This window comes from Mycolicibacterium pyrenivorans (assembly GCF_025821625.1).
In the GTDB taxonomy this organism is placed as follows: Bacteria; Actinomycetota; Actinomycetes; order Mycobacteriales; family Mycobacteriaceae; genus Mycobacterium; species Mycobacterium pyrenivorans.
In genome coordinates this window covers 67807-87422 of the sequence record NZ_JACKSH010000050.1, presented here as the reverse complement: position 1 = coordinate 87422, position 19616 = coordinate 67807, and the positions used below count along the sequence as shown (strand labels likewise).

General features: G+C 65.4%; 21 protein-coding genes and 1 pseudogene. 10 read left to right on the top strand and 12 right to left on the bottom strand.

The features are described 5' to 3' along the window. Positions 1 to 82 precede the first annotated feature (82 nt). Positions 83 to 1519 (top strand): GntP family permease, encoded by a 1437-nt coding sequence (locus tag H7I57_RS07295; RefSeq protein WP_264022710.1) that lies wholly within the window; start codon positions 83 to 85, stop codon positions 1517 to 1519. Positions 1520 to 1548: 29 nt separating this feature from the next. Here the strand turns inward: H7I57_RS07295 and H7I57_RS07290 are convergent, their stop codons facing one another. From H7I57_RS07290 to H7I57_RS07260, 7 genes are all read right to left on the bottom strand, one after another. Next, a complete protein-coding gene (locus H7I57_RS07290) occupies positions 1549 to 2712 on the bottom strand; it encodes an AI-2E family transporter (RefSeq protein WP_264022709.1) in 1164 nt (387 codons plus the stop codon). Positions 2713 to 2817: 105 nt separating this feature from the next. Continuing rightward, positions 2818 to 3636 (bottom strand): formate/nitrite transporter family protein, encoded by an 819-nt coding sequence (locus H7I57_RS07285; RefSeq protein ID WP_264022708.1) that lies wholly within the window; start codon positions 3634 to 3636, stop codon positions 2818 to 2820. A gap of 63 nt (positions 3637 to 3699) precedes the next feature. After that, positions 3700 to 5379: an alpha-amylase family protein gene (locus H7I57_RS07280; protein WP_264022707.1), complete on the bottom strand. Its 1680-nt coding sequence runs from the start codon at positions 5377 to 5379 to the stop codon at positions 3700 to 3702. Continuing rightward, entirely contained in the window at positions 5376 to 6356 is a 981-nt protein-coding gene (locus H7I57_RS07275) for a TIGR03885 family FMN-dependent LLM class oxidoreductase (protein WP_264022706.1), read from the bottom strand. Before H7I57_RS07275 ends, H7I57_RS07280 begins: the two co-directional genes overlap by 4 nt. Positions 6357 to 6523: 167 nt before the next feature. Further along, positions 6524 to 7186, bottom strand: a complete 663-nt coding sequence (locus tag H7I57_RS07270; RefSeq protein ID WP_264022793.1) for an EamA family transporter — start codon at positions 7184 to 7186, stop codon at positions 6524 to 6526. Between the two features lie 173 nt (positions 7187 to 7359). Continuing rightward, entirely contained in the window at positions 7360 to 8331 is a 972-nt protein-coding gene (locus tag H7I57_RS07265; protein WP_264022704.1) for an AraC family transcriptional regulator, read from the bottom strand. Between the two features lie 210 nt (positions 8332 to 8541). After that, a complete protein-coding gene (locus H7I57_RS07260) occupies positions 8542 to 9171 on the bottom strand; it encodes an FKBP-type peptidyl-prolyl cis-trans isomerase (RefSeq protein ID WP_372510139.1) in 630 nt (209 codons plus the stop codon). A 111-nt stretch (positions 9172 to 9282) separates the two neighbouring features. Here H7I57_RS07260 and H7I57_RS07255 point away from each other — a divergent pair, with 111 nt between their 5' ends. The 5 genes from H7I57_RS07255 (at position 9283) to H7I57_RS07235 (ending at position 12353) form a co-directional block, all read left to right on the top strand. Next, complete coding sequence (locus H7I57_RS07255) at positions 9283 to 10125, top strand: alpha/beta fold hydrolase (RefSeq protein WP_264022702.1); 843 nt, start codon at positions 9283 to 9285, stop codon at positions 10123 to 10125. A gap of 173 nt (positions 10126 to 10298) precedes the next feature. Continuing rightward, positions 10299 to 10421, top strand: coding sequence for a hypothetical protein (locus tag H7I57_RS07250; protein WP_264022701.1), 123 nt, complete (start codon positions 10299 to 10301; stop codon positions 10419 to 10421). 115 nt (positions 10422 to 10536) lie between these two features. Next, on the top strand, positions 10537 to 11100 hold the full coding sequence (locus H7I57_RS07245; RefSeq protein WP_264022700.1) for a protein disulfide oxidoreductase: 564 nt from the start codon (positions 10537 to 10539) through the stop codon (positions 11098 to 11100). Next, entirely contained in the window at positions 11097 to 11972 is an 876-nt protein-coding gene (locus tag H7I57_RS07240) for a cytochrome c biogenesis CcdA family protein (RefSeq protein WP_264022792.1), read from the top strand. The genes H7I57_RS07245 and H7I57_RS07240 overlap by 4 nt, the downstream gene beginning before the upstream one ends. Before the next feature lie 33 nt (positions 11973 to 12005). After that, positions 12006 to 12353 (top strand): glutaredoxin domain-containing protein, encoded by a 348-nt coding sequence (locus H7I57_RS07235; protein WP_264022699.1) that lies wholly within the window; start codon positions 12006 to 12008, stop codon positions 12351 to 12353. Positions 12354 to 12402: 49 nt separating this feature from the next. Here the strand turns inward: H7I57_RS07235 and H7I57_RS07230 are convergent, their stop codons facing one another. Then, entirely contained in the window at positions 12403 to 12966 is a 564-nt protein-coding gene (locus tag H7I57_RS07230; protein WP_264022698.1) for a peroxiredoxin-like family protein, read from the bottom strand. A 162-nt stretch (positions 12967 to 13128) separates the two neighbouring features. Beyond that, a complete protein-coding gene (locus H7I57_RS07225) occupies positions 13129 to 13587 on the bottom strand; it encodes a hypothetical protein (RefSeq protein WP_264022696.1) in 459 nt (152 codons plus the stop codon). A 278-nt stretch (positions 13588 to 13865) separates the two neighbouring features. On the opposite strand from H7I57_RS07225, the gene H7I57_RS07220 reads away from it, so the two are divergent. Then, entirely contained in the window at positions 13866 to 14597 is a 732-nt protein-coding gene (locus H7I57_RS07220; RefSeq protein WP_264022695.1) for a Crp/Fnr family transcriptional regulator, read from the top strand. Positions 14598 to 15065: 468 nt separating this feature from the next. Continuing rightward, entirely contained in the window at positions 15066 to 15545 is a 480-nt protein-coding gene (locus H7I57_RS07215) for an SRPBCC family protein (protein ID WP_264022694.1), read from the top strand. 12 nt (positions 15546 to 15557) lie between these two features. On the opposite strand, the pseudogene H7I57_RS34045 reads toward H7I57_RS07215, so the two are convergent. After that, positions 15558 to 15935 (bottom strand): annotated as a pseudogene (locus H7I57_RS34045) (DoxX family protein). Positions 15936 to 16162: 227 nt separating this feature from the next. Between H7I57_RS34045 and H7I57_RS07205 the strand changes: the two are divergent. After that, positions 16163 to 16369, top strand: a complete 207-nt coding sequence (locus H7I57_RS07205; RefSeq protein WP_264022692.1) for an antitoxin MazE-like protein — start codon at positions 16163 to 16165, stop codon at positions 16367 to 16369. Beyond that, a complete protein-coding gene (locus H7I57_RS07200) occupies positions 16366 to 16698 on the top strand; it encodes a type II toxin-antitoxin system PemK/MazF family toxin (RefSeq protein ID WP_264022691.1) in 333 nt (110 codons plus the stop codon). The genes H7I57_RS07205 and H7I57_RS07200 overlap by 4 nt, the downstream gene beginning before the upstream one ends. Before the next feature lie 143 nt (positions 16699 to 16841). Here the strand turns inward: H7I57_RS07200 and H7I57_RS07195 are convergent, their stop codons facing one another. After that, entirely contained in the window at positions 16842 to 17651 is an 810-nt protein-coding gene (locus H7I57_RS07195; protein WP_264022689.1) for an LLM class F420-dependent oxidoreductase, read from the bottom strand. A gap of 58 nt (positions 17652 to 17709) precedes the next feature. Continuing rightward, a complete protein-coding gene (locus H7I57_RS07190; RefSeq protein ID WP_264022688.1) occupies positions 17710 to 19431 on the bottom strand; it encodes a GMC family oxidoreductase in 1722 nt (573 codons plus the stop codon). Positions 19432 to 19616 lie beyond the last annotated feature (185 nt).

Below are 19616 nucleotides of genomic sequence, written 5' to 3'. Positions count from 1 at the left end.
GATCGGGCGTGCTGGCCCAAGCACACACTTGCGCATCGTGAAACGTCCGGAACTGGCCGGGCACTGACTGTTCGGAGGCACCGTGGAAGCAATTGATCCGGCATTCGGCACCACCACTCTGCTACTGATCGCCGCCGCCGCCGTCGCGGTGCTGCTGTTTCTCATCATCAAGGTGAAGATGCATGCGTTCGTGGCGCTCGTGCTGGTGAGCGTGCTGACCGCACTCGCTGCCGGCATTCCGGTGGCAGATGTGCCCGACGCCATCTCCTTCGGTTTCTCCAACACTCTCGGCTCGGTCGCGCTACTGGTCGGCTTCGGCGTCATGATCGGTCGGCTGCTCGAGCTCACCGGCGGTGCCCAAGTGCTTGCCGACACTCTGATCAACAGGTTCGGCGAGAAACGGGCGCCGTTCGCGCTCGGTGTGGCCGCGCTGCTCTTCGGGTTTCCGATCTTCTTCGACGCGGGCCTGGTGGTGTTCCTGCCGATCATCATGACGGTCGCGCGGCGGTTCGGCGGATCGCTTCTGCTGTACGGCTTCCCGGCCGCCGGCGCGTTCGCGGCCATGCACGCGATGGTGCCGCCACATCCCGGACCCGTGGCAGCCGCTGAAGCTTTCGGCGCGAACATCGGCCTCACCCTGCTCGTCGGCGCTCCCATTGCCGTACTGGCGTGGTATGTCGGCGCGTATCTCGTTTCCCAGGCGATCGGGCGTCGAGTGCACATCGACGTACCGGTGGCCCTGTTCGGCGAGATGAACGGCGGCCGCGACGAGACTCCAGATCCCGACGGCACCGGTGCCGGCGCGTCGGGCACCGCAAGCACGCTGACCCGGACCGCGCCGGCATTCGCGACAGTGCTGGGCATTCTGCTGCTGCCGTTCGTGTTGATCTCGTTCAACACTGTGCTCGACACCCTGATGAGCGCTGGGGTGGTCGCCGAGGACGCCACCTGGGCGCGCTATCTGATGTTGCTCGGCAACACCAGCGTGGCGCTGCTCATCACCGTGATCGTGGCCACGCTCGTGCTCGGGCTGCGGGAACATTCGATGGCCGACGTGAGCACCATCTTCGACAAGGCCCTCGGCCCGGTCTGCTCGATCATCCTGATCACCGGCGCAGGCGGCATGTTCGGCGGTGTACTGCGACTGAGCGGCATCGGTGATGCGCTGAGCGGTTCGCTGTCGGGGCTCGGGATGTCGCTGATCGTGCAGGCCTTCCTCATCTCGACCGTCCTTCGGGTCGCACAGGGTTCGGCTACCGTCGCCTTGACCACGACTGCCGGCCTGATCAGTGCGGCCGCCATCGACGCCGATCTGAGCAATTTCCAGCTCAGCTTGCTGGTGATCGCCATCGCCGCAGGCGCGACCGTGCTGTCCCATGTCAACGATTCGGGTTTCTGGCTGGTCAGCCGGTTCTTCGGCATGGACGTCAAGACGACCCTCAAGACCTGGACGGTCATGGAGACGACGCTCGGCCTCACCGCATTCGTCATCGCCCTGGGATTGTGGCTCGTGGCGTGACCCGGCGAGGGAAGTGACGGTCCGCCGACTCACGAGCCGGCGTCGTCGCCGTCCGGCTGCGCAGTGACGGACCCCTGTTCAGCGGGTTCCTCGTCAACCCCATGGGAGCCCGGTTCCTCGGTGGCGTCATCGGAGAGCAATCGCTGGGTGGCGCTGTTGAGGAACGCCAACAACGGCACCGCCAACAGCGCACCGACGATGCCCGCGAGCACCGCACCGGCGGTGATGGCCAGCAGGACCGCCAGCGGATGGATCTGCACCGCCCGCCCCATCACCAACGGCTGCAGCACGTTTCCCTCGATCTGCTGTACGGCGAGAACCAAGGCCAGCACCAGCACGGCGACGAGGAACCCCTTGGACAGCAGCGCCACGACCACGGCGAGCAATCCGGTGAGCACCGCGCCGATCACCGGGATGAACGCGCCGAGAAAGACGAGCGAGGCGAGCGGCAGCGCGAGCGGCACACCCATGACGGCGAGGCCCACACCGATGCCGACCGCATCGACCATCGCGACGAAGAAGGTTGCCCGGACGAAGCCCGTCAATGAGCTGAAGCCGCGCTTGCCCGCTTCCCGCACGCGCTGGCGCGTGTCGCTCGGAACGATCCTGGTCACGTACGCCCAGATGTTGCGGCCACCGTGCAGCAGAAAGATCACCGTGAACAAGACGAGGAACGCGCCGGTGATGATCTCGGTGACCGTCGTCGCGGTGGACAGTGCACCGCTGGTCAACCGTTCTTGATTGTCGCGGACGGCCTCGATGGCGGAGTTGCCGAACGTGTCGATCTGTTCGCGACTCACACCCAACGGCCCATCGACGAGCCAGTCTCGGGCCGAGTCGATGCTCCTGGTGACCTCGCCGCCCAGTGCAGGCAGGCCGGAGATGAACTGACTGACGACGAAGGCGAGGACGCCGCCGAGCACCGCCGTGCCGCCCAGCAGGACCATGGCCACCCCGACACCACGCGGCAGGCCGCGCCGGTCCAGCCAGTCGACCGGCGGCAGCAGCAACGCCGTCACGATGACGGCGATGGACAGAGACACCACGATCATCTGAACCTGTGTGACGACCCAGAGCACCGCCAGCACGGCAGCACCTATGACAAGCAGTCGCCACGACCACGCCGCCGCTTTGCGGACAAGCGGATGAACCGAGTCGACTGCAGAATCGACCGAACCAGGTGGGGCTACCATCGATTCAGCGTAGCCATCGATTCAGCGTTGCCATCGCTTCGAACCCTTCTTTCGTTGCACCACAACACCGTTCACAATGGCGGCGCGGTGGCAGCGCGACGCGGGTCATTCGGCGTCTGCGTCAGCGCGTTCTTCCTCCAGGCGGTCCTTGCTGCGCAGCAGTCGCAACAGCGTGACCAGGATCAATCCGCCCGCGATGTTGGCGACCACGGTGTAGCCGAACCAGCCGAGCCAATCGAGATATCCGAAAGGTGCGTCACCGGTGAAGAACGCACCGAAGATCAGCAGCGAGTCGAGGATGGAGTGAAACATCTGCAGTCCCGCCAGCAGGAATGCTCCGGCCACGGCCGCGGCGATCTTCCCGGGAACCGAGTCGGTGCCGTGCTGCATGCGGGTCATCAGCGTGATCACCATCCCGCCGAGTAGCCCCAGCGAAATCGTCTCCACCGACGGCGGGGCAGTCGCGAAGTGAGCTGCCGATTCCACGGTCTGGGCGTGCAGCTTGGGAAAGCCCGCCATGATCAGCCACATGATCAGCCAGCCGCCCACGAGATTGGCGGCGAGCGTCCCACCCCAGAGCTTGAAGAGCTGCCCGAGGCTGGCCCGCTTGGCGGCGACGGTGGTGACCGGCACCAGAAATCCCTCGGTGAACAGTTCGCTGCGGCCCAGCAGAAGGGCGAGGAAGCCGATCGAGAATGCCAGTCCCGCCAGGAGCTGATTGCCGGTGGCATGCAGCACTGACAGGTAGGCCAGCACTCCCATCGCGACTTCCGTACCACCGAAGAACCCGGTGACCAGAATCTCGTGCCAGCTGCGGTGGAGGCGTTGAGTGCCCTCGCTGATGGTCCTTCGGAACGTCTCCTCGAGCTCGTCTTCGATCGGGCTGTCGGACTCGCCGAGTTGGCGCTGGCTGGTCTTACTCACATCGGATCCTCAACGCCGGTGACGGGTGGACGACACCGAGTACCCAAATGTGCGGGTAATCCATCAGATGGTCGGAGTGTCCCCGGGGCGCAGCAGGCGCAGCCAGCGATAGCCGTAGGCCGCGAGATGCAACTCGGTCCGGCCGTCGTCGTCGAGCTCATGGTGCGACAGATCCCCGAGGAGATCGACCAGGACCGACCCGGGAGGGGCTCCGTCGAGCTGGATGGACACGATGCAGCTGTCTGCGCCGAAATTGTGCAGGCCGACCATCGCCCATCCCGATTGCTCGCGGCACACGTGCGCCAACACCGCCGTGTTTGGCTGCTTGAGGATCTCGACCACCGACCAGCCGAGCTCCGGTTGCTGACGGTACGTGTAGATGAGGTCGCGGATGAACCACCAGAATGAGCCGTGGTCTCGGCGCTGACCGGCGGCGTTCACGCGGTCGGGGCCGAACAACCCGTCGGGCGGCGGCCGGGGGAGTCGCCGCTTTGCGGCCGAGGAGAAGCCACCGTTGGTGTCACCCGTCCACTGCATCGGTGTGCGCACGGCGAATCTACCTGGAACGTCGAGGTTTTCGGCCATACCGATTTCCTCTCCGTAGAACAACACCGGCGTGCCGGGAAGGGAGAACGCCAGCGAGTACACCATCCGCATGCGGCGCTCGTCGCCGCCGAGCATCGACGGCAACCGCCTGCGCAACCCGCGGCCGTACAACTGCATGTCGGGGTCGGGCCCGAAGGCGTCGAAGACCTCCTGACGCTCGGCATCACCCAGCTTGTCCAACGTCAACTCGTCGTGGTTACGCACGAAATTGGCCCACTGGCTGGTGATGTCGAGTGAGGGCCGCTGCCGTAGCGCCTTCGCCAGAGGCCGGGCGTCGCCGCGGGCCAGCGACAGGTACATGTTCTGCATTCCGATGAAGTCGAACTGCATGTTCAGGCCGTCACCGTCGGGTCCGCCGAAGAACTTCTTCTGGTCCTTGTAGGGCACGTTGACCTCACCGAGCAGCACCGCATCACCGAGGCGGCGCGTGACGAAGTTGCGGACGTCGCCGAGGTATTCGTAGGGGTCGAACACCCCGGGATCGCCAGGGGCGCCGTCATCGGCGAACAGGAACGGCACCGCGTCGACACGGAACCCCGACACGCCGAGCTGCAGCCAGAATCCGAGGGTGCGTGAGATTTCTTCCTGCACTTCGGGATTGGCGATGTTCAGGTCGGGCTGGTGCTTGTAGAAGTGGTGCAGGTAGTACTCGCCGGTCTTGGGGTCGAGCTCCCAGAGGCTGTCCTCCTCATCGGGGAACACGACGTCCTTGCCGGTGCCTTCGGGTTCGGTGGGATTCCACACGTAATAGTCGCGGTAGGAGTCGTCCTTGCTGCGGCGGGCCGACTTGAACCACGGGTGCGCGTCGGAGGTGTGGTTCATCACGAAGTCGACGATCACCCGCATTCCGTTGGATCGGGCGGTCCTGACCAGTTCGACGAAATCGCCGAGATTACCCAGTCGTGGGTCCACGCCGAAGAAGTCGGTGATGTCGTAGCCGTCGTCTTTGCGGGCGGTGGGGTAGAACGGCATCAGCCATAGGCAGGTGATGCCGAGGTCGGAAAGGTATTCGATGCGTTCGGTCATTCCGCGCATGTCGCCGGTGCCGTCGCCGTTCCAGTCGTAGAACGTCTCGATGTCGACGCAGTAGAGGACCGCGTTCTTCCACCACATGTCGCCGCTCTCGATCTTCCTCATGCGGTCACCGCCGGGGCGGTGGGCGACAACTGCGGCAGCACGTGTTGACCGAACGCGTCGATGAACCCGGCTTGCCGTTGACCGACGAAGTGCAGGTACAACTCGTCCCAGCCCTGCTCGATGTATTCGTTGAGCCAGGCGGCATGACGGCTGAGATCGCTGGACACTCGCACGGATTTTGCGACCTGTTCGGGGGTGACGGACTGCCCGACGACGTCGAAGGCTTCGACGGTCTCGAGGTCCCAGGGCACCGGGGGAGTGAAGATGTTGTTGCGCCACTGGTCGTGGGCGATGGCCAGCGCCTCACCCTCCGTCGGCGCCCAACTCAGGTGGATCTGAAGGCGGGCGGGGCCGCGGCCGCCGGCGTTACGGTAGGCATCCAGCACCTTCTGCAGCGTCACGGCGGGCTGATTGACGGTGATGAGCGCGTCCGCCCATGCGGCGTGCCGCGCGGCGGTGCCCGGGGTGACGGCGGGGCCGACCAGATCGGGCACGGTGGCGGGCAACGTCCACAGTCTGGCGCGGTTGACCTGGATCAGGCCGTCGTGGCTGACCTCTTCGCCGCGGAGCAACCGCCGGATCACCTCGACGCATTCGACAAGGCGCTGGTCGCGGATCTCCTTGCGCGGCCACACCTCGCCGGTGATCCGTTCGTTGGACGCTTCCCCGGATCCGAGTGCGGCCCAGAACCGGCCGGGGAACATCTGCGCCAGCGTCGCAATCGCCTGGGCGACGATCGCGGGGTGGTAACGCTGACCGGGGGCGTTGACGACGCCGAACGGCAGCTTCGTGGTGGCAAGGGCCGCGCCGAGAAACGCCCAGGCGAAGCCTGATTCGTTCTGCCGCTCGCTCCAGGGGCTGAAGTGGTCCGAGGACATTCCGGCGGTGAAGCCGGCCTGCTCCGCGTGCTGGACGTCCTTCAACAGTTGCGCGGGGTCGATCTGCTCGTGCGAACAGTGGAATCCGATGACCGTCATGGGTGCCGGATACCCGTTCTGGTCGGGTGAACCGGCCGGGTTTCAGGCCTGGGCCGTGCGGAAACTCTCGCGCCATTGACCGACTGCGACAAGATCGTCGAGTTGATGGCCGCGCGGGGAAGCAGGGGCGGGTCGGCGCCACCGTCGCCGGCTCCGGTGTAGCGCCTTCAGCCCACTTCCAGCGGTACGGCCATCTCCCGGCCGCCGCCACGCGCCGCCCCGATTCCGGCCGCCACCACCGCGCCGATGCCCAGGATGCCCGCCACCCCCGGCGCCTGATCGAGCAGCAGGAACCCGACGAGCAAGGCGAACGCGGGCTCCAGGCTCATCAGCGTGCCGAACGCAGCCGTGGTCAACCTGCGTAATGCCAAGAGCTCCAACACATATGGCACCACAGGCAGCAGGATCGCCATCCCGAGACCGATCAGCAGCAGCTGAGGGGTCATCCGCTCGAACACCGAGGTGCTCACGAAGAGCGAGGACACCACCCCGGCGATCGGCATCGATATCGCGAGGCCGTTGACACCGGCGACCTCATCGCCGACCCGCTGAGTGAGCAGGATGTAGATCGCCCAGCAGACACCGGCCGAAACCGCCAGGAAGGCGCCTTTCGGATCGATCCCGCCGCTGAACGGTTGGCTCAGAAGCACCACGCCGATCGCGGCGAGCCCGGGCCACAACAACCGGTGGCGCCCTTTGCCGTGAACCACCGCGACGGCGAGGGGACCCAGGAACTCCAGTGCGGTGGCGGTGCCGAGCGCAAGACGGTCCAGCGAAGCCATGAACAGCAGCGTGATGGCCGCGGTGGCGCATCCGAGGACGACACACATTCCGAAGGTGCGCCAGGTGAAGGCAGACGGCCGGGCGGGCGTGCTCTGCACTCACCCCTGCATTTGAAGTGATGGTTGCCGATCGCGTCTGCCGATTGCAGCGGACCGACACAGTGTCGATATGACCCGAATTCGCGCGACGGGCGATCACGGATTGAAACCGGCAGTCCCGCCTACGTATTCAGTGTGCTTTCGGGGGTCACCCCGAAATTGCGGCGATACGCGACGCGGAACCGCGCCAGGTTCCAGAATCCCCATTTGTGAGCGATGTCGGCCACCGTGCTCGCGGCGGGAGCCGCCGACGCGAGGTCGTGGTAGACGCAGGCCAGACGGACCTGCTGAAGATGCTGCGTGGCTGAACAACCCCGGTGCCTGCGGAACATCTCTTCCAGCACGCGGGTCGGGACGCGCGCCGCGTAGGCGATGTCCGCAGGCGAAATGTCCTTATGGGCATTGTCGTCGATGAACGCCGTCGCCCGGCGAAGGGCGTCGTGGTTGTCGACATCGCCGACCCGCCTCGCTCGATCGCCCACCGTGTGGGGGAACGCCGCCAGCATGCTGGACGCCAGATAGCGGGTGACGCCGCTGGCGGCGAGGGGTTCCTGGGCGGCGTACGGGTTGCTCAGCAGCCCATGGCGGATATGGTCGACGACATCGACCAGATAGCGATTCGCCGTCGGGGACAACGGTGTTGAGCCCGTCAGACGAACGGGCTCACCGTCGGGGTGATCGCCGGCGACCTGCGTCAGGACCCCGCGGGGAACGTTGAGGATGTGGTAGCGCGCCTTCTGCACCCGGCCCGCGATGGGCCGCTCGGCGACGGCGCCGAACGCCACCACCGCTCCCGTTCCATGGCTGTGGGGCTGACGGGCGTCGGTCTCCTCGAGAACCCCCGAATGCACGCGGCACAACAGAATGTCGTCGGGTGCTTCCATCTCGTAGCTCATGTCGTAGCTGTACTCGGCGTCGTCGATGCTGAGCACACCGAGATGGCTGCGCCAGACGCGGGTGCGGGTAGTCGAGCTGGACGTCGAACTGTTGATGCGGATCGCTCCGAACGCGGCGCCGATCTGTTCCTCGATCTGCTCAAGGTTGTCCGCATCGATCAAGAAGCCGCCGGCCAGGGACTCAGGCCTCTCGTCCACGAGTCTCACCTACCTGCAGTCGCCTTTCGACCACTGTACGACCAGTGGCGCATCATTCTGGCAACTCTGACACATAGCCTGACGCAGCTGTCAGATGATCGAGATCACTGCTCCGGCGCTGCCGAGGCCCCCGCGGTCACCCAAACATCTGGCTGCGAGCAACGACGCACAAGCCAGGCGCAGACGGCCGACGGCCCAGACCGCCCGAGCTCAACTCGAGGCGTCGAGGATCTTGATCGCGAAGATCAGCGTGTCACCCGGCAGGATTCCGGCACCGGGTTGACCGTCGGGGTAACCGTCGGCAGAAGTCATCGCGACAGCGACCGTGGATCCGACCGTCTGCCCGGCGATGGCCTTCTTGAAGCCGGGCACGACGCCGTCGAGCGGGAATTCAACCGGGACGCCCTGGTCGTAGCTGCTGTCGAACACCGTCCCGTCACGTCCGTTCACGCCCATGTAGCAGACCGACACCGTCGCCGTGTCTGCGACGACCGGCCCGTCACCTGCCTGCAGCGTGTGCACCTGGGTGTCCGTCACAGTGAACGGTGCGTTGACCTTGATGTACGGCGCCGTCGCGTCGGTGGATCCGCTGACCGCGACGCTGCCACTGGCTCCAGGAAGTGTCCGCTCGGGTGTGCCAACCTCCGCAGGCGCCGCCGTCGGACAGCCGCCGGCGGCGACGGTCGCCGTTTCGGTGACGGAGGACGAGGCCGCTTCGGCCACCGACGGCGTGGTCGTCGACGCAGTATCCGCATCGCTGCCGCATGCGGAGAGCGTCAGGACCGTCGCCGCGGCACACGCCACAAGCGAGATGGAGGAGTAGACACCAGAGGAGTTCACCGCAGTCACGCTACAGCCGCCCTGCACAGCCCCTTCCGGGCGATGAGTTTCTTCCGCACAGGAGGTCTTTCAGAACGGACGGGTGCACCGCGACCGCAAAGGGGAGATCTGATGGGCACACATTCATCGAGCAGCGGTTACCTGCCGATCAACGGCCTCGACCTCTACTACGAGGTGTACGGCGAGCTGCGCGGGTCCGAGCCTCCGCTGCTGTTGATCCCCGGTGCGTTCATGGGCGCCGACTCGATGACGACATGGGCGGACGCCTTCGCGTGTGAGCGCGCCGTGATCGTTTTCGATCAACAAGGACACGGCCGTACCGCGGATACGGCGCGGGAGATGTCCTACGAGCAGTTCGCTGACGATGCCGCAGCGTTGCTCGGCGCGTTGGGGGTGGAGCACGCCGACGTGATGGGCTACTCGCAAGGCGGCGGGGTCGCACTGCAGCTCGCGATCCGCCACGACTCGCTGGTGAGCAAGTTGGTCTCGATGTCGGCGACCTTCCGCAAGGACGGTTGGTACCCGTCGGTGTTCGACGCCATCGGCGGGATCACCGCCGACGCATTCGCCGGGACGCCGGTCGAGACGGCGTTCAAGGCGCACACACCCGACGTCGCGGCGTTCGAGGCCCACCTCGAGAAGATGAAGAAGCTGAATATCGACGACCAGCAGGTCAGCGCCGACGAGATGCGTTCGATCTCCGCGAAGACGATGATCATCGTCGGTGACGCGGACGGCGTGAAAGTCGAACATGCGTTGGAGATGTTCAGGCTGCGCGGCGGCGGCGATGAACAGGCAGCGGCAACGGGAGTGTTGCAGGAGGCTCCACCCGCCCGCCTGGTGGTGCTGCCGGCGATGTCGCACGTCGGCATCTCGGGGGAGTCGGAGGTGCTGGTGCCGTTGGTCAGGGCATTTCTCGATGACGTGCCACCGACGACACCGGAGCTGTTCTGAAGGTACTGCGGTACGGTCGGCATCGCCGCCGAACTGGTCCGACGAGGCCACACGATCACGTACTACGCGCCCCGGATTTCGAGGAACCCGCTCCACCCGCGGTTCATCTCGGCCGGACCCTGGATGCCGCCGCGGGCGCCGACGAGCTGTGGACCGCCGTCGACGGCGTCGCTGTGGACCCGAAGGTGCGTGACCGGCTGGCGTGGATGCGTGGGGAGATCGACGCCGCCGGCGGATCAGTCGCCGCCGCCGACGAGGTCGAACGCGTGCTGGCCGAGGCGCCGACTCGAATGTGAACCGTGAGTTGGCAGTCAAGCCGTACTCGCCTCGGAAGTGAAACTGTCATTTCGATGACAAAGATCGGGCCGTCCTTGAGGCGATACTGGTTGTGTTACCGCATCCACACGAGACATGAGGGGCTTGCAGGTGCAGATCAGGTACGCGCTGGCGGTGCTGGGCGCCGCGGTCGGGTTGGTTGCAGGCTGCGGCGGAACCGGCGGCGACTCCGCTTCGGCAACATCGAGTGCGACCTCCGCTGACCAGTCGGCGCCGGTGAGCGCCGCGGCGGTCCCGGCGGAATTGAACTTCACTGCCAAGACCATCGACGGGCAGGAATTCTCCGGACAGACGCTGGCCGGAAAGCCCGCCGTGTTCTGGTTCTGGGCGCCGTGGTGCCCCACCTGCCAGCGAGAGGCACCCGACGTCGCCACCGTCGCGCGGGCCAATCCCGAAACAACGTTCGTCGGGGTGGCAGCTCTGGACCAGGAGCCGGCGATGCGGGAGTTCGCCGACAAATACGACATCGACTTCTTCACGAACCTCGCCGATGTCGACGGCGCGGTATGGCAGCGCTTCGGTATCACGGCGCAGCCGGCGTTCGCGTTCGTCACGGCAGACGGAGCCGTGGACGTCGTCCGCGGCTCGTTGTCCGAACCTGCGCTGAGCACCAGGGTCGCCACCCTCCTCGGCGCCTGATGGACAGTGGAACTATCGCTTTCGCGATGGCTGCCGGGCTGGTCGCGGCGCTGAATCCGTGCGGTTTCGCGCTGCTCCCAGGCTATCTCGCGCTGGTGGTCGCCGGCGAGGGCAGCGCGTCTGTCAGCCGCGTCGCCGCGGTGGGTCGCGCACTTGCCGCCACAGCGATGATGGCGGCCGGATTCCTTGTCGTCTTCGGATCCTTTGCGCTGATCCTGGCGCCCTTCACCGCGGTGATCCAGCAGTATCTGCCCGTCTTCACCGTCGTGATCGGGGCCGCCCTGCTCCTGCTCGGCGCCTGGATGCTGAGCGGCCGAGAGGTGACCCTGCTCCTCCCGAAGTCACGAAGCGGCGCGCCGACGGCACGGCTGGGCTCGATGTTCGGCTACGGGATGGCCTACGCGGTTGCCTCGTTGTCCTGCACGATCGGCCCGTTCCTCGCGGTCACCGGCTCGACCTTTCGGACCGGCTCGGTAGTGGAAGGCCTCATCGCCTACCTGGCCTACGCCGCGGGCATGGCGTTGCTGGTGGGAGTGCTGGCGACCGCGATCGCGTTGGCGGCCGCGCCGGTCACGACCTGGCTCCGAGGCGCGACAGGCTATCTGACACGAATCGGCGGTGTTCTGCTGGTCGCAGCCGGCGCCTACGTCGCGTACTACGGCGTTTACGAGCTCCGAGTGATCGGCGGCGCCGACGCCTCCGACCCGCTCATCGAGGCTGCCGCGCGAATCCAGCAGGTGATGTCGTCTGCCGTGGGCTCTGCCGGCATTCTACCGATCATGGGGGTTCTCGTTGTGATCATCGGCGCCGCTGGGGTTTTCGGATGGCGCCGGATCGTTCGCCGTCGGCGCACGGCAGACGTCGAACGCTGAGTTTTCTGCATGTCGGTGAGGGAGAATGACGGAATGAGTGATGCGGGCCATGTCGATGGCGTCGAGGTGTTGTGGCGCCCGGGGTGTCCGTTCTGCAGCCGTCTGCGCCGAGGACTGCGACGGCGCGGGATCGCGACGACGGAGATCAACATCTGGGACGACCCCGGCGCTGCCGAACGGGTGCGTGCCGTCACCGGCGGTGACGAAACGGTTCCCACGGTGTTCGTCGGGACGACGGCGCTGGTCAACCCCAGTGTGCGAGACGTCGTGAACGCCGTCGCGACCGAGTTCGGTTCGCAGGCAACGGAAATACTTGGCGGAAGCGCCGACAGCGGTCGTCGGCCCTGGTGGTCACGAATGCTCGGACGCGAATCGCGCTGACACGGGACCATCTGGTCCTGTGACGGCACTTCCGGCCGCGGGCGGGAAACTACTTCTGCGGTGCAGTTCCCTCACCACTGAATTGTTTTCCGAGAGAGACGATTTCGTCCACCGACCACTGGTCGTCGGCGTGCGTCCCATATTTGCGGGCCAGCACCCGGCCGTCTGAGCCGATGAGAAAATCGGCGGGCCGACCGAAATGATCTTCCCCGCGCCCCAAACCCGACGTGATCGACCGTTGACTCCTGGCGCCACGCGCCGCCGCGAGCCAAGCGCGGGGATGGGCGACCGACGTCACCGAGGATTCCACGCCGAACTCCCGGTAGAGGTTGCGCTGCGGATCGCCGATCACGGCGAAGGGCAGTTCGGATTGGTATTTGCGCAATGCGTCGGCTGACGAGTGGAACACCACCACTTCCACGATGCCTGCCGCAGAGATCTGGTCGCGGTGCGCGACGATCGAACGCAGATGCAGGTGGCAGATCGGACACCCGGCGAATCGGCGGAACTGAAGGTGCACCATTCGGTCGGCGTCGGGCAGCGATACCTCGGCGCCGTCGATCGCGTGCAGTTGGCGTGGAGAGATGACGGTTCCCACATCGACAGTTGTCATGCTCTCAGCGAAGCACATCGCCACACGATTCGAACAGATCTGTCATCGAGATGACCTTCTTTGCGGAGTGACATCAGCAGAGTTAATGGCGAAGCGCAACACAGTGCCGACCGCCAGTGCGGCCGGCACTGTGCTGCGGAGCGTTCGACCCCGCAGGAACAATCAGCGGCGGTTGCGTTGTGGTGCCGCGAGCAGCAGTCCCAACACAGCGCCGTACAGCAGGTGCTCGGCGATGAAGGTCTGGTAGCCGACCATCGCGGCCATGTCGCGGATCGGATCGCCGCCGCCCAACAGTGACGCCGCCACCGGCAGACCCACCCAGGAGCTGATGGCGAACACCACGAGCCCCCACGCCACGGCCGCCGCCACCAGCACCGCTCCGTGGCAACGCAGGAGCCGCGCAACCACACCGAACATCGCACCATAGGCCGCGCCCACCATCATGTGAATGAACGCACCGAGAGCGGCAGGACCGAACACGAAGGTGAACGAGTTGCCGGCCATGGCGGACTGCATCGACTCCATCATCGCGTCGCCCGGCGCCAGCGTCGCCGCGATGTGGTAGAGCGGGGTGAAGAAACCCGTGTGCTGATAGGTCAACGCCGCGACCATCGCATACATCGCCATAACCAGCGACGCGCCAACGCCGGCGGCAGCTCCCCACACCGCCGAGGTGACAACCCCCCGACCGCCAACTCCTGCGCCGAGCCTCGCATTTGCCGATTCTCTGGATGCTGTAGCCATCTTGATCTCCTCCTGAAGATTGGACCCACTGTTCCAACTCCGCAGAGAACCCGCGGCGCCGTCTCCCTAGGCGATCAATGTCAGCACGCTGACACTGATCACTGAGGAATGTCAGCACGGTGACAGGATCGACCTCACGACCGAAGGGGGAGTCCATGCCCGACCGCAACGGCCCTATCCGACATGCCATGCGCGCGATCGCCGGAGGGGAGAGCCCCCGCGATCTCCAGATTCGTCACGCCGCCTGGGTCGCCCGATGCGTCGGCCGCGGCCCTGCCGCACCCCTGCTTCGCGACGACGTCAGCGCACTCGCCGGGACCCTGGCAGCGAGACAGTTCGCCTCCGGGGAGGTGCTCTTCGCCGCCGGCGATCAGTCGACGGGGGTCTGGATCGTCCGGCAGGGGCGCATCGAACTCGCGGTGGGTTCCGGGCGCAGGCGAGTGGTCGTCGATGTGCTGCGCACCGGTGACGTCGACGGCGACATTCCGCTGCTCCTGGCGATGCCCATGGCCTACACCGCGCGGGCTCTCGGCGACTGCACCTGCCTGTATCTGGACCGTCCCGCCTTCGAAAACCTGCTGGCAACTCGCCCCAACATCGCCCGGCGGTGGCTGTCGTCTGTCGCACAACGTGTTTCCGCCGGCCAGGAAAGACTGGTCGCCATGCTCGGCAGGCCCCTGTCGGCCCAGGTCGCCCAGTTGCTGCTCGACGAATCACTCGACGGCTCCGTGCCGCTGGCGCAGCGCACGCTCGCCGCGATGCTCGGCGTTCAGCGCCCCTCCCTGAACAAGATTCTGAAAGACTTTGAGCGCCAGGGACTCATCGCCATTCACTATGCGGGAATCGATCTCACCGACACGGATGCTCTCACCGCGAAGGCCGAATGACGTCGTCGAGCAGCTCGGTCAGTCGTAAACGGGCAGCGGGGGAGCATCCGCCACTAGTCGTCCGGTTCGGCCGTACCCTGCAAGGGTCAGTGATCCCAAACGGTGGGTACCCACCGAAAGCCGTTGCCGGCGACTGCCACGTGGCAGATGGATGGGAACGGCAGGTGCGGTGAGCCGCGCGCGAGCCCGCACGTTGGTCAGCACAACTGTGGTCTCGCCGGTGGCCAGGAAACGCTGCTCCAACATCTCGAACGACTCCCACGTCCGGCTCATCTCGAGGAAGAATGATATCGAGCCTCCGCCGCGTACATCGCCGCGAGAAGAGAGGTCGTGTCCTTCAATGATGTGTCTGCCATGCTTCGACGGTGGCACTGCGGTGTCCGCGGCGCTGGCGAAATTGCGACGTGACCCTGGGGTTACACGTCCACCCTGGTTTAGCAATGCGCCGTTGTTGGGCACTGTGGAGGTATGAGCGACAACGCAAAGGTCGACAACACAAAGGTCACTGTAGAACGCACCATCGCGGCGCCCGTCGATGTGGTTTTCGACATCCTCTCGAACCCCCAGCGGCATCAGGAGCTCGATGGCTCCGGGTTTGTCCGCAGTGTGGACCACGCCGATCGGATACAAGAAGTCGGCCAGGTGTTCACGATGAACATGCAGGGCAGTCACATGGGCGGCGAGTACAAGACCGATAACCACGTCTCGGGTTACGCCAAAGACAAGCTGCTGGCCTGGAGGACAGCGCCTGCGGGCACTGAGCCTCCCGGCTGGGAGTGGCTGTGGGAGTTGGAATCTCAAGGGCCCGATGAGACGTTGGTGCGCCACACCTATGACTGGTCGAAGGTCACCGACAAGAAGCTGCTCGAGAAGGTGAAGTTTCCGCTGGTGACCAAGGAACAGCTGATCGATACGCTCGCGCGACTTGCGTCAGCGACTTCGGCCTGACCGGCACCAGTGTCAGCGCTTGTTCTTCGGGATTGCGGTCGACCACAGGGCCCACGCGATCAGCATCGGCTGAAACAGTAGACGCACAAACCGGCTGGTATCGCTGTTCAGGTTGAAGGCGTCGACGTGGTTGACGTATTGCGCCAGATTGCCCCGGGAAGATCAGCACGAAGAACACCGCCAAGGAGGCAGCCGACGAGGACCCGGTCGCGTCGCCAGCAGCGCCAACCCGATACCCAGGGTGATCTCGACTCCGCCGGAGGCCATCACCACGCCGTCGGCGTCCATCGGCACCCACTGCGGTACCTGGGCCTGAAACTCCTCGCGGGCCCAGAAGAGGTGACTGAATCCGGCGAAAATCATTGCCGCTGCAAGGAGATAGCGGGCGATGGTTCACGGACGGGTGGTCGGCAGAGGCGGTGGCAACTCGGCCATCTGGAGTCCTTTCGGGTGGCGGGATCAACTGGCGGCAGTGCCGCGAATCGGGGCTGATCGTGATGGTCAGGAAGGTCAGGCGGATCCGTCGAGCGAAAGCCACAGGTGAGGCGCCTGTTTGCTGGCTCGCCAGCTCTAATCATCCAGCACCTCAGAACAGGCGTTACATGTAACATTGTTGCATGGCAGTGAGAGAAAGGGTCGGCGAGTACCGACGGCGGATGCGGGAGCGGGGCCTCCGGCCGCTACAGGTCTGGGTGCCTGACGTGCGAACCGAGACTTTTGCGGCCGAGGCGCATCGCCAGGCTTCGTTGGTCGCACGAGCGGACGAGAGCGGCGACGACCAAGACTTCGTTGAGGCGATCTCGACACCGTGGGACGAGGAGTGAACCGAGGGGAGATCTGGACCGTAGCTGGGGGCGGCTACGCGGCGAAGCCGCGTCCGGCAGTGATCGTTCAAGATGACCTCTTTGATGCCACCAATTCAGTGACTGTTGCTCCGATGACCAGCGCGCTGTTGGATGCTCCGCTGATGCGAATTCGCATAACCGGCGGAAACGACCGGCTTTCAGGACTCGACCACGACAGTGACGTGATGATCGACAAGCTCACAACCGTCAGAAGGTCGAACGTCCGCGCCCGGGTTGGAAGGCTGACAGCTGAGCAAGTCGTCGAGGTCGAGAGGGCAATGATGGCATTCCTTGGCCTTGCCCGGTAGCTGAAAACCATTGGACAGCAGCGCAAACCGCGCGCTTTGCTGGTAACCCTGCATATTCGATTACTGCATAAACGGTCCCGTGCGAGCTCCAGAACCAGCGGCCGGGGCGGTGGCGGTCTCTCGCTCCACCGGCTTGATCGTGGTCACCCGTTGTCCCGCCAGGTGAGCACCTGCTTGACAGACGTGAGGTCGTAACCGTTGTCGGCGGTGAGTTCGGTCTGGAACAACGTGACCCCCGCCTCGCGGAAGGCATCGGCACTGTCGGCGTTCTCCCACAGCGTCGAGCGTTCGATTTCAGCGCCGTTGCGGCCGAACGTCGCTGCCAACTCATCGACGCGGTCGCTGGACCTGCGGAACGCGTCGAGATCCTGGAACGCGTGCCAGATGTCGGCGTGCCGGGCAACGGCGGGCAGCGAGCGCTTGGGCCCCGTGCCGCCGATGAGGATCGGTAGCTTCCGCACGGGCGGGGGGATAAGTGCAGCGAGCCGGTTCTCGATGCGGATCAGGCTGTCGTCGAACAGGTCGAAGCGGGAGCCGAAGGTCCCGAAGTCGTAACCGTAGGTGGTGTAGTCCTTTTCGTACCAGCCCGCGCCGAGGCCGAGGATGAGCCGGCCGCCGCTGATGTGGTCGACGGTGCGCGCCATGTCGGCGAGCAGGTCCGCGTTGCGGTAGCCGACGCCGGTGACGAGGAGCCCGATCTCGGCGTGTGAGGTGATCTCGCCCCACGACGCGAGCGCGGTCCACCCCTCGAAGTTGGCGACGTCGGGCTGCTCGTCGAACATGACGGGCTTGCCGTCGACGATGCCCTTCATCGCGGGGCGGTGGAAGTGGTCGTAGCCGAAGATCACGTCGACGCCGAGGTCGTCGGCGGCCAGGACCGCTTCGCGCCATGTGCGGTAATCGGGCGTGCCGCCGGGCTGGATCTGCACGGCGACGCGGACGGGACGGGTCATGGATGCTCCTGAGTCGGGGAAGGGAAGACTCCTGAGCCAAGTTCACCGGGCGCGGAGTTTATTCCGAACCGGCACGTCTCGGAATTGACCGACTCATTCCCAGGATCGCCCGCGCTGCACGCTCTGCGATGAGCATGACTGGCGCGTTGGTGTTCCCGGAAGTAATGGTGGGCATCGCCGAAGCGTCAGCCACTCGGAGGCCGGCGACGCGGTATACGCGACAGTTGGTGTCTAGCACCGTGGCGGCCGACCGCGGAAGACCGCGGGTGTCGAAGGCTCCCATCGCGCAGGTACCCACCGGATGAAAGATGGTTGTACCGAGTTCACGGGCCGCCTGCTGCAGGTCTTCGTCGCTCACCAGTTGCGGGCCGGGAAGCAATTCTTCTGGGCAGTAGCGGACCAGGGCCGGCGCCGCCATGATCTGCCGGGTCATCCGGAGGCCGCGCACGGCGGCTTGACGATCGGCGTCAGTGGACAGGTAATTGCACGCGATCTTCGGGTAGGCCAACGGATCTGCGCCGGCGATGCGCACGTGACCCCGCGAGCTGGGTCGCAGATTGCAGACCGAGGGGGTGATCGCTCCGAAGCGGTGCAGTGGTTCGCCGAACTTGGCCAACGACAAGGGCTGCACATGCCACTCCAGATCGGGACTGGCCAGCGTGGGGCTGCTCTTGGCGAACGCGCCCAGCGTGGAGGGCGGCATGGTCATGGGGCCTGAGCGCATCACCAGGTACTGAAGTCCCATGCCTGCACGGGTGATCCAGTTGCGGTACAGCGTGTTGACGGTCCGGGCGCCCCGCACCCGGTAGACCGTTCGCAGCTGCAGGTGGTCCTGGAGGTTCTCGCCAACGCCCGGCAGATCGACGGCCACCGGCACGTGATGCTGGGTGAGCAGCCCGGCCGGGCCCAGACCCGAGGCCTGCATGAGTTGCGGCGACCCAATCGCTCCGGCGCTCAGGATCACCTCCCGGAGGGCCTGGACGTCGATGATGTGGCCGTCTTTGAGCAGCCGCACGCCGGTGGCGCGGTGCTGAGCCGAGGTCCAGGCACCACGACGTTGATCTTTGTGGACCTGGTCGTCCATCAGCAGCTTCAAGGCCTGGGTGTGGGTGTAGATGGTGAGATTTGGTCGGTGGGCGACGGGATGCAAAAAAGCATCGGCCATCGACCAGCGACGGCCGCGCCGTTGGTTGACATGAAAGTACGCACTGCCGGCGTTGTCGCCGCGGTTGAATTCGTCGATCGGGGAGATGCCCACCTGGGCGGCGGCGGCCTGCCAGGCGTCCAAGATCTTCCAGCGAACCCGCGGTCGCTCGACAGTGATTTCGCCACCGGCGCCGTGCCACTCGTCGGCTCCGCCGAAATAGTCTTCCAACTCTTTGTAGATTGACAGAGTCTCACCGGCGCCGTCCGGGCCGCCCCAAAGCCAGCGATCGTCACCGGTGGCTTGCGCCCACAGCTCGTAATCGCTGGCCTGTCCGCGCATATGGATCATCGCGTTGATTGACGAGCTGCCGCCGATTACGCGGCCGCGCGCGTAGTGGATGCTGCGGCCGGCCAGACCTGGGTCAGCCTCGGTCGTGAAGCACCAGTCGGTGCGTGGGTTGGCAATTGTGTACAAATAGCCCACCGGCACCTTGATCCAGAAATAGTTGTCTTTGCCGCCTGCCTCAATCAAGAGCACACGGTGATCAGGGTTGGCGCTGAGCCGATTTGCGAGCAGGCAGCCCGCACTGCCTGCTCCCACGATGACGAAGTCGAATTCGGCGGTGGGGCTCATTTCCGGCACCTCTTTCTCCATAGCGTCGGATGCGTGTCCTGGTGTGCGATGACCGCCTGGCACGCGCCCGTTCCCGTGTGTGCTGTCGCGGCCCACCGTGTCGTCTTCGTCGGGAGAGACTAAGACTTCGTCGCGTGTAGTTGTCGCAAAACTCGATGCGCGATCGACAAGCTCGGGTCGCGTCG

What these genes read in the sequence shown, in the direction of transcription:
- H7I57_RS07255 (WP_264022702.1), top strand. Translation starts at nt 9,283, where the DNA reads ATGGGCACACATTCATCGAGCAGCGGTTACCTGCCGATCAACGGCCTC.
- H7I57_RS07290 (WP_264022709.1), bottom strand. Translation starts at nt 2,712, where the DNA reads ATGGTAGCCCCACCTGGTTCGGTCGATTCTGCAGTCGACTCGGTTCAT.
- H7I57_RS07230 (WP_264022698.1), bottom strand. Translation starts at nt 12,966, where the DNA reads ATGACAACTGTCGATGTGGGAACCGTCATCTCTCCACGCCAACTGCAC.
- H7I57_RS07245 (WP_264022700.1), top strand. Translation starts at nt 10,537, where the DNA reads ATGAGGGGCTTGCAGGTGCAGATCAGGTACGCGCTGGCGGTGCTGGGC.
- H7I57_RS07220 (WP_264022695.1), top strand. Translation starts at nt 13,866, where the DNA reads ATGCCCGACCGCAACGGCCCTATCCGACATGCCATGCGCGCGATCGCC.
- H7I57_RS07195 (WP_264022689.1), bottom strand. Translation starts at nt 17,651, where the DNA reads ATGACCCGTCCCGTCCGCGTCGCCGTGCAGATCCAGCCCGGCGGCACG.
- H7I57_RS07275 (WP_264022706.1), bottom strand. Translation starts at nt 6,356, where the DNA reads ATGACGGTCATCGGATTCCACTGTTCGCACGAGCAGATCGACCCCGCG.
- H7I57_RS07190 (WP_264022688.1), bottom strand. Translation starts at nt 19,431, where the DNA reads ATGAGCCCCACCGCCGAATTCGACTTCGTCATCGTGGGAGCAGGCAGT.
- H7I57_RS07280 (WP_264022707.1), bottom strand. Translation starts at nt 5,379, where the DNA reads ATGAGGAAGATCGAGAGCGGCGACATGTGGTGGAAGAACGCGGTCCTC.
- H7I57_RS07215 (WP_264022694.1), top strand. Translation starts at nt 15,066, where the DNA reads ATGAGCGACAACGCAAAGGTCGACAACACAAAGGTCACTGTAGAACGC.
- H7I57_RS07270 (WP_264022793.1), bottom strand. Translation starts at nt 7,186, where the DNA reads ATGTGTGTCGTCCTCGGATGCGCCACCGCGGCCATCACGCTGCTGTTC.
- H7I57_RS07225 (WP_264022696.1), bottom strand. Translation starts at nt 13,587, where the DNA reads ATGTATGCGATGGTCGCGGCGTTGACCTATCAGCACACGGGTTTCTTC.
- H7I57_RS07235 (WP_264022699.1), top strand. Translation starts at nt 12,006, where the DNA reads ATGAGTGATGCGGGCCATGTCGATGGCGTCGAGGTGTTGTGGCGCCCG.
- H7I57_RS07205 (WP_264022692.1), top strand. Translation starts at nt 16,163, where the DNA reads ATGGCAGTGAGAGAAAGGGTCGGCGAGTACCGACGGCGGATGCGGGAG.